A 13,307-nucleotide genomic window follows, 5' to 3' on the forward strand; every position below is an offset into this window, starting at 1 on the left:
AATCAGAAGCGGTATTCCGCACTGACCGAGACCATGTCGGTGCTCAGGTCCACGCGGTCCTTCTTCGCGTCGTAGTAGTCGTAGTTCAGGCCGAGGCTGACGTTGTTGCTGAAGTCGTAGCCCACGCCGGCACCGGCGTACCAGCTGGTGTTGTCCAGGCCCGTGCGAACCGGGTTCGCGTCGTTGCTCAGACCGTGGCCCTTCCAGCCATAGATGCCACCACGTGCGCTGACGTACCAGTTCGGGCTCACGTTGAAGTGGCCGTTCACGCCTGCGGTCCAGCCATGCAGCTGGGATTTGTTGTCTGCCACAACTGGCTGGCTGTTGAAGATGTTCTTGGCGTGGATATTGCCCAGGTCGTTGTAACCCACCTCGGCGCCCAGCGCGACCGACGGGCTCAGCGCCCAGCGGTAACCGCCGTTGATGCCGTAGCCGGTGTCGCTGTCGTTGTAGGCGCCGTGGTCGATCGAGGTCCTGCCCACGTTGCCGTTGACGAACCAGCCATCGTTGTGGGTCGGCGCGCTCTGTGCAAAGGCAGACGGAATGGCCAGCAGGCCGGCGGTACCGAGGGTCAGGGCGAGCAGGGTCTTTTTCATTTTCATGGGGAGTCTCCGTTGTTGTCATGGCAGTCGGCCCGGGGGAAGTGGCCGCTGCTGCAGGCGCGCTGCCCGAGCTGGGCGGCGACACTTGAACACTTAGATGGCGTGCCCGGCCGATAATTCAATACCAATTGGTACAGTATTAAGGTGGCGTTAACCGAAGGCCGATGGCGCCGCCTCGCGCCATCGGCCGGCCGGTATCAGAAACGGTATTCGGCGGTCACCGATGCGGTGTCGGTGGACAGGCCGATGCCATCCTTCTTGGCGTGGTAATAGTCGTACGCCAGACCCAGGCCGAAATGGTCGTTGAAGTCGTAGCCCACGCCGGCACCGCCGTAGTAGTCGACCTTGTCGAGGTCATGCCGGTTGATGTCCTGGTTGGCGTAGCCATGGCCCTTCCAGCCGTAGACGCCGGCCCGCCCGCTGACATACAGGCCGCGCCACACGTTGATCTTGCCGTTGACGCCCGCGGTCCAGCCGCGCAGGGCATCGCGGCGGTCGGTAAGGTTGACGTCGTTGCTGTTGAAGGCGTTTTTCAGCTTGAAATTGCCAAGGTCGTTGTAGCCGACGTCGACACCCAGCCCCACATCGGGGCCGACCTTCCAGCGGTAGCCGCCATCGATGGCATAGGTGGTCGGGTGGTCGTTGTACGGCCCCTTGTTGACGTGGGCCTGGCCGACGCTGCCGTCGATGAACCAGTTGCCGCTGCCGATGGCCTGGTCGGGCTGGTAGTAGCCCCCCGCGGGAGCCGTGCTGTCGGTGGTCGTGGGGGCGACTTGGTTGTCCTGCGCAAACGCGGGCAAGGCGACCAGCGCGGAGGAGGCGAGGGCGAGGAAAAGCAGTTTCTTTTTCATGGGGTACTCCTTCTTCTTTTGGCCGGGCCGCGGGTCTTGGGGAGGACGCGCGCGATCGGGCAGCACCTCGGGGATGGCGCTGCGGGGGTATTTCTAGCGGGACGATGCTGAAGCCCGCTAAACCGCAAGGCGAAATGGTTAAGCGCTAATTAAGAGGGCAGGCGCGGGCGACAGCGAACGGGCTTATCGGCGACAATGAGCGCTTTTGCATCTCCGGAGACTGCCCGATGACCACCCGCCGCGAACTCGCCAATGCCGTGCGAGCCCTTGCCATGGACGCCGTCGAGGCGGCCAAGTCCGGTCATCCGGGCATGCCGATGGGCATGGCCGATCTCGCGGAAGTGCTGTGGAACGACTTCCTGAAGTTCAATCCGGCCAACCCGAAGTGGTTCAATCGCGACCGCTTCGTGCTGTCCAACGGGCACGGCTCGATGCTGCAGTACGCGCTGCTGCACCTGACCGGTTTCGACCTGCCCATGGACCAGCTCAAGCGCTTCCGCCAGCTGCATTCGAAGACCGCCGGCCACCCGGAAGCCAGCGAAACGCCGGGAGTGGAGACCACCACCGGTCCGCTTGGACAGGGTCTGGCCAATGCGGTCGGTTTCGCGCTGGCGGAGAAAGTGCTGGCGGCACACTTCAATCGCCCCGGCCATGACGTGGTCGATCACCACACCTATGTATTCCTCGGCGACGGCTGCCTGATGGAAGGCATCTCGCACGAAGTCGCCTCGCTGGCCGGCACCTGGCAGCTGGGCAAGCTGGTGGCGATCTACGACGACAACGGCATCTCGATCGACGGCGAAGTCCATGGCTGGTTCACCGACGACACGCCGGCTCGCTTCGAGGCCTACGGCTGGAACGTGATCCGCGGTGTGGACGGCCATGACGCTGCGGCGATCAAGCAAGCGATCGCGACCGCCACCGCGCAGACCGACAAGCCGACCCTGATCTGCGCCAAGACCATCATCGGTTTCGGCGCGCCGCACAAGCAGGGCAAGGAAGAGAGCCACGGCGCGCCGCTGGGCAAGGACGAGATCGCTGCGGCCCGCGAACAGCTGGGCTGGCAGCACGCGCCGTTCGAGATTCCCGCCGAGATCTACGCCGGCTGGGATCACAAAAAGTCGGGTAATGAAGCCGAGCAAACCTGGAACGACGCGTTCGCGAAGTACGCCGCCGCGCATCCGGAACTGGCCGCCGAGTTCCGGCGTCGCCTGGCCGGCGAGTTGCCGGCCGACTGGGCGGAGAAGTCGCAGGCGTACATCGCCAAACTGCAGGCCGAAGGTCCGGAAGTGGCTTCCCGCAAGGCCTCGCAGATGAGCCTGGACGCGTTCGGCCCGCTGTTGCCGGAACTGATCGGCGGCTCGGCCGACCTGGCTGGCTCCAACCTCACCAAGTGGAAGGGCAGCCTCGATGCCGCCACCGGCAACAGCGCCGACGGCAAGGGCAACTATGTCTATTACGGCGTGCGCGAGTTCGGCATGACCGCGATCGCCAACGGTCTTGCCCTGCACGGCGGCTTCATCCCGTACGACGCGACGTTCCTGGTGTTCTCCGATTACGCGCGCAACGCGGTACGCATGAGCGCGCTGATCCCGGCGCACGCGATCCACGTCTACACGCACGACTCGATCGGCCTGGGCGAGGACGGCCCGACCCATCAGCCGGTCGAGCACATGGCGTCCCTGCGCTACATCCCGAACAACCACCTGTGGCGTCCGTGCGACGCGGTGGAATCGGCGGCGTCGTGGAAGGCGGCGATCGAGCGCAAGGGCGCGCCGTCGTGCCTGATCTTCTCGCGGCAGAACCTCAGGCACCAGCAACGCAGCGAGCAGCAGGTCGCCGACATCCTGCGCGGCGGCTACGTGCTGTCCGATCCGCTGGACACGAAGTTCCAGGCGATCTTGATCGCCACCGGTTCGGAAGTGGAGCTGGCCATGGAAGCCTCGCGCGCGCTGGCCCAGCAGGGCGTGGCCGTGCGCGTGGTGTCGATGCCGTGCACCGAGGTGTTCGACGCGCAGCCGCTGGAATACCGCGAAGGCGTGCTGCCGCTCTGGTGCCGCGCCCGCGTGGCGGTGGAGGCGGCTACCGCCGACTTCTGGCGCAAGTACGTGGGCCTGGACGGCGAGGTGGTCGGCATGACCACGTTCGGCGCCTCCGCTCCTGCGCCGCAGCTGTTCGAGCACTTCGGTTTCACCGTGGCGCATGTGATCGATGCGGTGAAGCGCACCATCCGCTGAAACGCGTGTTGTTGTAGAAGCCCGCTCGCGGGCGATGCTTTTGCTCTGGATCTCTCAACCACTAGAGCAAAACATCGCCCGCGAGCGGGCTCCTACGCGATGCGCGGGCCGAGTATCAGTCGAGCAGTCCGGCCAGTTCGTCCGGCGTTGCCGCAATGGCGTGGGCGCCGGCCTGTTCCAGTTCCGCACGGCTGCCGAAACCCCAGAGCACACCGAAGCCACGCACGCGGTTGGCGACGGCGCCGTCGATGTCGAAGTGGCGGTCGCCGATCATCACCGTGTCGGCCGGATCGGCGCCGAAGTCAGCCAGTGCTTCGCCGATCATCGTGGCCTTCTCGCTGTGCGCGCTGTCCGGGTGCGGGCCGTACAGGCGCAGGAACGCATCGCCGAACGGCAGGTGGGCGATGATCGGCGCGGAGTGGCGCTGCGGCTTGCTGGTGACCACGGCGAGCTGATGGCCGGCATCGCGCAGCCGCTCGATCAGCAGCTCGATGCCCGGATAGATCTCGTGCTCGCGCCAGCCGAGCGTGTTGAAGCGCTCGTGGTAGTACTCCACCGCCGCCTCGATGCGCTCGGCGTCGTTGTCCAGCAGCGGCGCGAAGCTGTGCCGCAGCGGCGGTCCGATCCAGCGGCGCAGTTCCGCATGCGCCGGCGCCGGCACGTCCAGCCGCGCCAGCGCATGCCTCACGCAGGCGGTGATGCCGTGCTCGGAATCGATCAGGGTGCCGTCGAGGTCGAACAGGCAGAGCATTACTTCGCGGCTCGCGCCTTCAACGCGGTGACCGCCGGCAGTTCCTTGCCTTCGAGGAACTCCAGGAAGGCACCGCCGCCGGTGGAGATGTACGACACCTGGTCGGCGATGCCGTACTTGTCGACCGCGGCCAGGGTGTCGCCGCCCCCGGCGATCGAGAACGCGTTTGACGCCGCGATCGCGCGCGCCAGCGTTTCGGTGCCCCTGCCGAACGCGTCGAACTCGAACACGCCGACCGGGCCGTTCCACACCACCGTGCCGGCCTTGGCGATCAGGGCGGCGTAGAGTTCGGCGGTCTGCGGACCGATGTCGAGGATCATCTCGTCCGCACCGACCTGGTCGACCGGCTTCACCGTGGCCGGGGCCTGCGCGGAGAATGCCGGCGCCACCACCACGTCGACCGGCATCGGCACCTCGGCGCCGCGGCGTTTCGCGTCGGCCAGCACCTTCTTCGCGGCGTCGATCAGGTCCGGCTCGTACAGCGAGTTGCCGACCGAGTGGCCCATCGCGGCGATGAAGGTGTTGGCGATGCCGCCGCCGACGATCAGCTGGTCGACCTTGCCGATCAGGTTGTCCAGCAGGGTCAGCTTGGTCGACACCTTGGAGCCGGCCACGATCGCCAGCAGCGGATGCGCCGGGTATTCCAGCGCCTTGCCGAGCGCATCCAGCTCGGCGCACAGCAACGGGCCGGCGGCGGCGACCGGGGCGTACTTGATCACGCCGTGGGTCGAGGCTTGTGCGCGATGCGCGGTGCCGAACGCGTCCATCACGAAGATGTCGCACAGAGCGGCATACTTCTTCGCCAGCGTGTCGTCGTCCTTGCCCTCGCCGACGTTCATGCGGCAGTTTTCCAGCAGCACCACCTCGCCGGCCGCCACGTCCACGCCGTTGACCAGGTAGTCGGCCACCAGCCGCACCGGCTGGTCGAGTTTGCTGCTCAGCCACAGCGCCACCGACGCCAGCGAGGATTCGGCGTCGAACTGGCCTTCCTTCGGCCGACCCAGGTGCGACATCACCATCACTTTCGCGCCGGCGTCGCGGGCGGCCAGGATCGTCGGGAGGGCGGCGTCGAGGCGCTGGGTCGAGGTGATCTGGCCGTTGTCGTCGATCGGCACGTTCAGGTCTTCGCGGATCAGCACGCGCTGGTCGCGCAGATCGAGGTCACTCATGCGGATGACGGACACGGCGGAACTCCGGTAATGGGTAGGGAACGGCCCAGAATGGGCGTCAACCGCTTATTGTCCGGTGGGCGGGGTACCGATGCAAACGCGGCTGAATGACGTAACGCCGCAGGGGGCTGGGTCGTCACCCATGCGCGTGGCCCGCAACTGTGGCTAAACTGCGGGCTGTCTGTGCTGGGGGGAATGGCTCATGGCTACCGGTTTGGTGCTCTACGGCTACTGGCGTTCCAGTGCCGCGTATCGCGTGCGCATCGCGCTGAATCTGAAGGGTCTGGACTACGAGACACGGCCGGTGCACCTGGTGCGTGACGGGGGACAGCAGCATGCGGCGGATTACCGCGCGCTCAATCCGCAGGAGATGGTGCCGTGCCTCCTCGACGGCGACCGGGTGATTACCCAGTCGCTGGCGATCATCGAATACCTCGACGAGATGCATCCGGAACTGGAGACCGCCCTGCTGCCGGTCGATGCGCGCGGCCGCGCACGGGTTCGCGCGATGGCGATGGCGGTGACCTGCGACATCCATCCGCTGGGCAACCTGCGCGTGCTGCAGCAGCTCGAAGCACAATTTGGGGCCGACGAAGAACAACGCGCGGCATGGTCGCGGCACTGGATCGCCACCGGCTTCAAGGCGATCGAGGCAACCCTCTGCGACAACGCCGCGACGGGCCGCTACTGCCACGGCGAGACACCGAGCATGGCCGACGCCTGCCTGATTCCGCAGGTCTACAACGCACTGCGCTGGAAGCTGCCGATGGACGACTACCCGACCGTATGGCGCGTCTACCAGGCCTGCAATGAGCTGGAGGCGTTCCGGCGAGCGGCGCCGGAAGCGCAGGCGGATGCGCCGCAGAGCTAGAAGTGGATGAAGAGGAGTGAGACGCGAGAGAGCGGGATGAGGCGGTTGCGCCGTCTCTCACTCTTCACTCATCTTCACTCGCTCCCTCTCAAAACCCCATCCCGTAGGGATCGTTGCCAGCCAGTTCCTCGCTGGCACCGCCTTCGGCCAGCCTGATCTTCAGCGCCAGGCCGTCGCGCGAGTCGGACTTGTTGAGTGCTTCCTCCAGGTCCACGCGGCCGTCCTTGTACAGGCGGTACAGCGACTGGTCGAACGTCTGCATGCCTTCCTGCAGGCTGCGATCCATGGCTTCCTTGATCTCGTGGATCTGGCCGCGGCGGATCATGTCGCGGATCAGCGGGGTGTTCAGCAGCACTTCGGCAGCCGGGATGCGCCGGCCGTCCTTGCCGATCACGAGGCGCTGACTGATCACCGCGCGCAGGTTCAGCGCCAGGTTCATCAGCACGTTCTTGTGCGCCGATTCGGGGAAGAAGTTGAGGATGCGCTCCAGCGTCTGGTCGGCATTGTTCGAGTGCAGCGTGGCCAGGCACAGATGGCCGGTTTCGGAGAACGCGATCGCCGCCTCCATGGTGTCGGTGTCGCGGATCTCGCCGATCATGATCACGTCCGGCGCCTCGCGCATCGCGTTCTTCAGGGCCTCGTGATAGCTGTGCGTGTCCAGCCCCACCTCGCGCTGGTTGACGATCGACTTCTTGTGCCGGTGCAGGTATTCGATCGGATCCTCGATGGTGAGGATGTGGCCGGGCGTGTGCGAGTTGCGCTGGTCGATCATCGCCGCCAGCGTGGTCGACTTGCCCGAGCCGGTCGCACCGACCACCAGGATGAGTCCGCGCGGCTCCATGATCAGCTCGCGGAAAATGCTCGGCAGCTGCAACTGCTCGATGCTGGGGATCTCGCTCTTGATCGCGCGGATCACCATGCCCACTTCGCCGCGCTGCTTGAAAACGTTGATGCGGAACCGGCCTGCTTCCTTCACCGCCAATGCCATGTTCAGCTCGAGATTGCGCTCGAACTGCGGTACCTGGCCCTCGTCCATCAGCGAGTAGGCGATCTTCTTGACCATGCCGCCGGGCAGGCCGGTATTCCCCAGCGGATACAGCTTGCCCTCGACCTTGATGTTCACCGGTGCGCCCGTCGTGAGGAACATGTCCGACGCGCCCTTGTCTACCATGAGCTTGAGGAAGTAACCGATGTCCACAAAAAAATCCCCTGTTCTAATGCGCGTTGCAATGATGGATTATGCCTGCCCACAATACGCGGTGACGCTCCGCGAGGAATGAGTGATGGTGCACATCTTTTCCCCACCGGCTGGGCGCTCCCAGCATATCGGCTGGACACTGTCCGGCTTGACGTTTTTGGTACTTCTTGTGTTGGGTGGCTGCGCCACGGTGCCGCCCCCCGATGCTTCGATGAATCTGGCCCAGGCACAGCTGCAGGCGGCGCGCGATGCCGGCGCGGCCGATTATGCGCCGGTCGACCTGGGGTTTGCGCAAGACAAGTTCCAGCAGGCGCAGGCGGCCATGGGCGAGCGCAAGTATGCGGACGCGGCGAACTTGTCCGAGGAATCCCGCGCCGACGCCGAGCTGGCCGTGGCCAAGGCCAAGCTGGGTGCGGCGCGTGCCCAGATACAGAGCAAGATCCGGGAAAACGACAGTCTGCGCCGCCAGGATGGCGCGCCGGGCGCATCCAGCGACCAGCCGTTGCCCGCCGCGCAAGACATGCCCGCGCCTGCTTCGACGACTCCGCCCCCGCCGTCGGGCGCGGGTTTCCAGCCAGTGCCCAGCGATGGTCATCAGCCGTCGGCATTCGATCAGCAACCCGGACCCCAGGGAGGCCAGCCATGAAAAGGTTTTCGCTCATTCTCGCGCTCGGGCTGACCCTGGCCGGCATCGGGGCCGCTCATGCCCGCCAGGACGATATCGACATCAACCGCCTGACCGGCAGTCTCGACCAGCTCGCCAACGATCCGGGCATGGGCAGCTATGCACTGGCCGAGCAGGCGCGCGCGCGCGACGCGATCAACCGGTTGGCGCAAGCCGGCTCGCGCGAGCGGGCTCATGCCCTGTACCTGGCCGAGCGTCGCGTGGATCTGGCCAAGACCGCCGCCCAGCTGCAGGACGCCCAGGTCAAGTTGAACCAGCTCGATCGCGAGCACGATCAGATCCTGCTCGCGAACAGCCGGCGCGATGCCGAGACGGCGCGCCGCGAACTGGAGCGCCAGCGCATGCAGTACCAGATGGCACAAGAGGAGACCGCGCGCCTGCAGCAGCAGGGCCAGGCCTATTCGCAAGCCGCCGAGCAGGCGCGGGCCGAAGCCGAGCAGGCGAAGAAGCTGGCAGCGGCGCAAAGCAAGGTGGCCCGGGCGGCGCGGCGTGAGGCTGCGCTGGCCGCGCAGGCGGCCAGGGCCATGCGTTCGCAGATGCAGGGTGACAACCCGGCGGCAACCGCTCCGGCCGAACCGAAAAAGAAGCCGGTGAAGAAGCATTCGGGCCATCCTTGAACCCGCGGCGGTTCGCCATGTGTGAGGCGTCGCCACTGCCGCCCGATGGCCACAGGCGGGTTTGCGGTCAGGCGCGGCGGACAATTGTAAAATGCTGTTTTAACAGGTTTTTTACCGGGGATCTGCCGAGCCACGGCAGGCTTGCACCGCCCTGATCGGGGGAGTAGGGTCGAAGTCCCGGGAGGCAACTCTGCCCCTCGGGTCACTGACCTGAACCATGCACTCATTCCACGTTCCATTCCTGTCCCCGTCCCGATGTTCCGGTGTGGGCCGTGGGTGTGCGCATGAGTTCAAACGTCTGCGGGTATCCGCCCATCGGTGCCCGCAAGTCCACTCGCGAGGAGGTCGGATCATGTTTGAAAACCAGCAGCGTGATGATGTCGAGGCATTGATGAAGAGCGACGCCGAATTTCGCCGGCTCTATCAGCATCACAGGCAACTCGACAGCAAGGTGCACGACGCCGATATCGGCGTGCTGCCCATAGACGATGTCACCCTCGCCAGCATGAAGAAGGAGAAACTGCTGGCCAAGGCGCGACTCGAACGCATGTGGGCGGATCGGGCGCACCGCATCCACTGAATTGCTGATTTCATGCAATGAGCGGCCCCGGGGCCCTTCCTGATCACATCGGAAGGGTTGCCGGGGCCGCGGCGTTTGCGGCCGGTGGCCACGCGGCTCGGTTATCATGGCGATCCTGTCGGATTGCCTGCATGGCATGACCGACGTCGTTTGCCAGGAAGCCCCATGACGGTCCACCAGAGTGTCCTCGAACTGATCGGACGTACCCCGATGGTGCGCGCGCAGCGCCTCGACACCGGGCCGTGCGGGCTGTTCCTCAAGCTCGAAAGCGCCAACCCCGGCGGCTCGATCAAGGACCGCATCGGCCTGTCGATGATCGAGGGCGCCGAGAAGGATGGCCGCATCCGCCCGGGCGACATCCTGGTCGAAGGGACCGCCGGCAACACCGGCCTGGGCCTGGCCCTGGTCGCGCAGCAGAAAGGCTACCGGCTGATCCTGGTGGTGCCGGACAAGATGAGCCGCGAGAAGATCTTCAACCTCAAGGCGATGGGCGCCGAAGTGGTGCTGACCCGTTCCGACGTGGCCAAGGGCCATCCCGAGTACTACCAGGACATGGCCGAGCGGATCGCCCGCGAAACGCCCGGCGCGTACTTCATCAACCAGTTCGGCAACCCCGACAATCCGGCCGCGCACATCGCCACCACCGGACCGGAGATCCTCGAACAGATGGACGGTCAGGTCGACGCGATCGTGGTCGGCTGCGGTTCGTCCGGCACGTTGAGCGGCCTGTCGAAATTCTTCGCCGAACACTCGCCGCAGACGGAACTCATCCTGGCCGATCCGGTCGGCTCGATCCTTGCGCAGTACATCAACGAAGGCACCCTCTCGACCAAGTCGGCCAGCTGGATGGTCGAAGGCATCGGCGAGGACTTCCTGCCTTCGATCAGCGACTTCACCCGGGTCAAGAAGGCCTACGCGATCCCCGACAAGGAGAGCTTCCTCACCGCGCGCGAACTGCTGGCGAAGGAAGGCATCCTGGGCGGCTCGTCCACCGGCACCCTGGTCGCCGCGGCGCTGCGCTACTGCCGCGAGCAGACCAGCCCGAAGCGCGTGGTGACACTGGTCTGCGACACCGGCAACAAGTACCTGTCCAAGCTGTACAACGACTACTGGATGCTCGACAACGGCTTCATCGAGCGCGAACAGCACGGCGACCTGCGCGACCTGCTGCTGCGCCCGTTCGCCCAGCGCGATACCGTGGTGGTTGGTCCGAACGAACTGCTGATCACCGCCTACAACCGCATGAAGCTGTACGACGTATCGCAGTTGCCGGTGATGGACGGCCGCAAGCTGGTCGGCATCGTCGACGAGTCCGACGTGCTGCTGCACGTGCACGCCGACGAAACCCGGTTCCGCGATTCGGTATCGAGCGCCATGATCACCAGCCTGCAGAAGCTCGATGTGCGTTCGTCGATCGAGTCGCTGCTGCCGGTGTTCGAACGCGGCCACGTGGCCATCGTGATGGACGGGGACGATTTCCTCGGCCTGATCACCCGCATCGACCTGCTGAACTATTTGCGGCGCAAGGTGAACTGAGAAGAGATCATCCGATCTTCACGGCGGCGCGGCTCGTGTCGTGTCATCAATGGCCGGTGGGACTTTTTGCCCCGTTCTCCTGAGCGGGCTTGTTGAATTGCAGTGCCGAGCCCAAGTGAAAGCCTGCTGCAATCCAGCCTCGCGAAAATGGCGCTCATGCCGGAGCCCGCCGCTCCGTCTTCATCAAAGGAAGCTCTGCCATGTGTGGAATCGTTGCTGCCGTTGCCCAGCGTGACGTCGCACCACTGTTGATCGCCGGCCTCAAGGCACTGGAATACCGTGGCTATGATTCATCCGGCGTAGCCGTGCTCGACCGTGGCGAGATCCACCGCGTGCGCGCCAAGGGCAAGGTGCGCGAGATGGAGGCGCTGTACCTCGCCGCCCCGTTGACCGGTGGCACCGGCATCGCGCACACCCGCTGGGCCACGCATGGCGTGCCGAACGAAGCCAACGCACACCCGCACATCGCCGGTCGCGTGTCGATCGTGCACAACGGCATCATCGAGAACTACGTCCGGTTGCGCGCGGAACTGCAGGCGGGTGGCCACGTATTCACTTCCGACACCGACACCGAGGTGATGGCGGCGCTGATCGATCGGCGCATCGGCCAGGGCATGCACCTGCGTGAAGCGGTGCTGGCGACCGTGCGCGAGCTGGAGGGCGCCTATGCGATCGCCGTGATCAGCAGCGACGAGCCCGGCCTGGTGGTCGGAGCCCGCCGCGGCGCGCCACTGCTGGTCGGTCTGGGCATCGGCGAGAACTTCCTTGGCTCCGACGCGCAGGCGCTGATCCAGGTCACCAACAAGATGCTGTATCTCGACGAGGACGATGTGGTCGAGATCAGTCGCGACAGCGTGCAGGTGTTCGGCTTGGACGGCATGCCGGTCGAGCGCGCCGTGCACGAGAGCGAGCTATCCACCGATGCGGTCGAGCGCGGCGAATACCGCCATTACATGCAGAAGGAAATCTTCGAGCAGCCGCGCGCCGTCGCCGACACGCTGGAAGCGCGCCTCGGCCCGCACGGCGTGCTGCCCAACATTTTCGGCACCGACAGCGATGCCCTGCTGCGGGCCACGCGCGGGCTGCACATCATTGCCTGCGGCACCAGCTACCACGCCGGGATGGTCGCCAAATACTGGATCGAGGAATACGCGCGGCTGCCGGTCAGCGTGGAAGTGGCCAGCGAATTCCGCTACCGCGATGCCGTGGTGCCGGCAGACACATTGTTTGTCGCCATCTCGCAGTCCGGCGAAACCGCCGACACGCTGGCCGCCATGCGCGAGTCGCGGCAGCGCGGCTACCTCGGCACGCTGGTGATCTGCAACTCGCCGGAGTCGTCGCTGGTACGCGAGGCGGACTTGAAGTTGATGACGCGCGCCGGCCCGGAAATCGGCGTGGCTTCGACCAAGGCGTTCACCACCCAGCTTGCGGCGCTCGCCCTGCTGACGCTGGAACTGGCGCAGCGCAACGGACTCGATGCGCAGCGCCATGCCGCGTTGTGCAAGGAATTGCAGCACCTGCCGCGGGCGATCGAGGAGGCACTGAAGCTCGAGCCGGCGATCGTCGACCTGGCCGGCGAGTTCATCCATCGCCAGCACGCGTTGTTCCTCGGCCGCGGCGTGCAGTATCCGGTGGCGCTGGAGGGCGCGCTCAAGCTCAAGGAAATTTCGTACATCCACGCCGAAGCGTATCCGGCCGGCGAGCTGAAGCACGGCCCGCTCGCCCTGGTCGACGAAAACATGCCGGTGGTGGCGGTGGCGCCGAACGGCCCGCTGCTGGACAAGCTCAAATCCAACCTGCAGGAAGTGCGCGCGCGCGGCGGCCGCCTGATCGTGTTCGCCGACGACAGCGCCGGGATGGACGACATGGCCGACCAGGGCGTGATGCTGCGGGTGGAGTCCGGTGGGATGTTCATCGCGCCGGCGGTGTTCACCGTGCCACTGCAACTGCTGGCCTATCACGTCGCCGTGCTGCGCGGCACCGACGTCGACCAGCCACGCAACCTGGCCAAGTCGGTGACGGTGGAGTAGGCACGCGCCGTTTCCGCGCGCCGGCCTGGATCCCGGTTTCAAAAATTCCGTACACGGTCGGTCGGCATGCCGCGCGTTACTCGCCGGCTCCGACCGCCACCGCCTCGTGCGACGCGCTGTGGGCGCTCGCCTGCGCCGGCGTCAACCTCCGGCCTTCGGCGGTGCGCATCGGCCGGAGGG

12 protein-coding genes are annotated in these 13,307 nt (G+C 65.7%); 7 read left to right on the forward strand and 5 right to left on the reverse strand.

The window, feature by feature from the left end; genetic code table 11:
- Nucleotides 1-2 precede the first annotated feature (2 nt).
- The gene (locus CIW53_RS02170) at nucleotides 3-602 is read right to left on the reverse strand and encodes a porin family protein (protein WP_149363054.1); all 600 of its coding nucleotides are present in this window, start codon (nucleotides 600-602) and stop codon (nucleotides 3-5) included.
- 197 nt (nucleotides 603-799) lie between these two features.
- Nucleotides 800-1,453 (reverse strand): outer membrane beta-barrel protein, encoded by a 654-nt coding sequence (locus CIW53_RS02175; protein ID WP_149363055.1) that lies wholly within the window; start codon nucleotides 1,451-1,453, stop codon nucleotides 800-802.
- Nucleotides 1,454-1,680: 227 nt separating this feature from the next.
- Here CIW53_RS02175 and tkt point away from each other — a divergent pair, with 227 nt between their 5' ends.
- A complete protein-coding gene (gene tkt / locus CIW53_RS02180) occupies nucleotides 1,681-3,690 on the forward strand; it encodes a transketolase (RefSeq protein ID WP_149363056.1) in 2,010 nt (669 codons plus the stop codon).
- Between the two features lie 115 nt (nucleotides 3,691-3,805).
- Here tkt and CIW53_RS02185 read toward each other — a convergent pair whose 3' ends face one another.
- Nucleotides 3,806-4,441 carry an HAD hydrolase-like protein gene (locus tag CIW53_RS02185; protein WP_149363057.1) on the reverse strand — a complete coding sequence of 212 codons (636 nt, stop codon included), beginning with the start codon at nucleotides 4,439-4,441 and terminating at the stop codon, nucleotides 3,806-3,808.
- On the reverse strand, nucleotides 4,441-5,625 hold the full coding sequence (locus tag CIW53_RS02190; RefSeq protein ID WP_149363058.1) for a phosphoglycerate kinase: 1,185 nt from the start codon (nucleotides 5,623-5,625) through the stop codon (nucleotides 4,441-4,443). The genes CIW53_RS02185 and CIW53_RS02190 overlap by 1 nt, the downstream gene beginning before the upstream one ends.
- Before the next feature lie 187 nt (nucleotides 5,626-5,812).
- Here CIW53_RS02190 and maiA point away from each other — a divergent pair, with 187 nt between their 5' ends.
- Nucleotides 5,813-6,481, forward strand: a complete 669-nt coding sequence (gene maiA, locus CIW53_RS02195; RefSeq protein ID WP_149363059.1) for a maleylacetoacetate isomerase — start codon at nucleotides 5,813-5,815, stop codon at nucleotides 6,479-6,481.
- 88 nt (nucleotides 6,482-6,569) lie between these two features.
- Here the strand turns inward: maiA and CIW53_RS02200 are convergent, their stop codons facing one another.
- On the reverse strand, nucleotides 6,570-7,679 hold the full coding sequence (locus CIW53_RS02200) for a PilT/PilU family type 4a pilus ATPase (protein ID WP_172969559.1): 1,110 nt from the start codon (nucleotides 7,677-7,679) through the stop codon (nucleotides 6,570-6,572).
- Nucleotides 7,680-7,764: 85 nt separating this feature from the next.
- Here CIW53_RS02200 and CIW53_RS02205 point away from each other — a divergent pair, with 85 nt between their 5' ends.
- The 5 genes from CIW53_RS02205 (at nucleotide 7,765) to glmS (ending at nucleotide 13,127) form a co-directional block, all read left to right on the forward strand.
- The gene (locus tag CIW53_RS02205) at nucleotides 7,765-8,325 is read left to right on the forward strand and encodes a DUF4398 domain-containing protein (RefSeq protein WP_149363060.1); all 561 of its coding nucleotides are present in this window, start codon (nucleotides 7,765-7,767) and stop codon (nucleotides 8,323-8,325) included.
- Nucleotides 8,322-8,981, forward strand: a complete 660-nt coding sequence (locus tag CIW53_RS02210; RefSeq protein WP_149363061.1) for a hypothetical protein — start codon at nucleotides 8,322-8,324, stop codon at nucleotides 8,979-8,981. The genes CIW53_RS02205 and CIW53_RS02210 overlap by 4 nt, the downstream gene beginning before the upstream one ends.
- A gap of 352 nt (nucleotides 8,982-9,333) precedes the next feature.
- Nucleotides 9,334-9,561: a YdcH family protein gene (locus CIW53_RS02215; protein WP_149363062.1), complete on the forward strand. Its 228-nt coding sequence runs from the start codon at nucleotides 9,334-9,336 to the stop codon at nucleotides 9,559-9,561.
- 165 nt (nucleotides 9,562-9,726) lie between these two features.
- The gene (locus CIW53_RS02220; protein WP_149363063.1) at nucleotides 9,727-11,097 is read left to right on the forward strand and encodes a pyridoxal-phosphate dependent enzyme; all 1,371 of its coding nucleotides are present in this window, start codon (nucleotides 9,727-9,729) and stop codon (nucleotides 11,095-11,097) included.
- A 200-nt stretch (nucleotides 11,098-11,297) separates the two neighbouring features.
- On the forward strand, nucleotides 11,298-13,127 hold the full coding sequence (glmS, locus tag CIW53_RS02225; RefSeq protein ID WP_149363064.1) for a glutamine--fructose-6-phosphate transaminase (isomerizing): 1,830 nt from the start codon (nucleotides 11,298-11,300) through the stop codon (nucleotides 13,125-13,127).
- Nucleotides 13,128-13,307 lie beyond the last annotated feature (180 nt).

Source organism: Rhodanobacter sp. T12-5 (assembly GCF_008329435.1).
Classification (GTDB): Bacteria; Pseudomonadota; Gammaproteobacteria; order Xanthomonadales; family Rhodanobacteraceae; genus Rhodanobacter.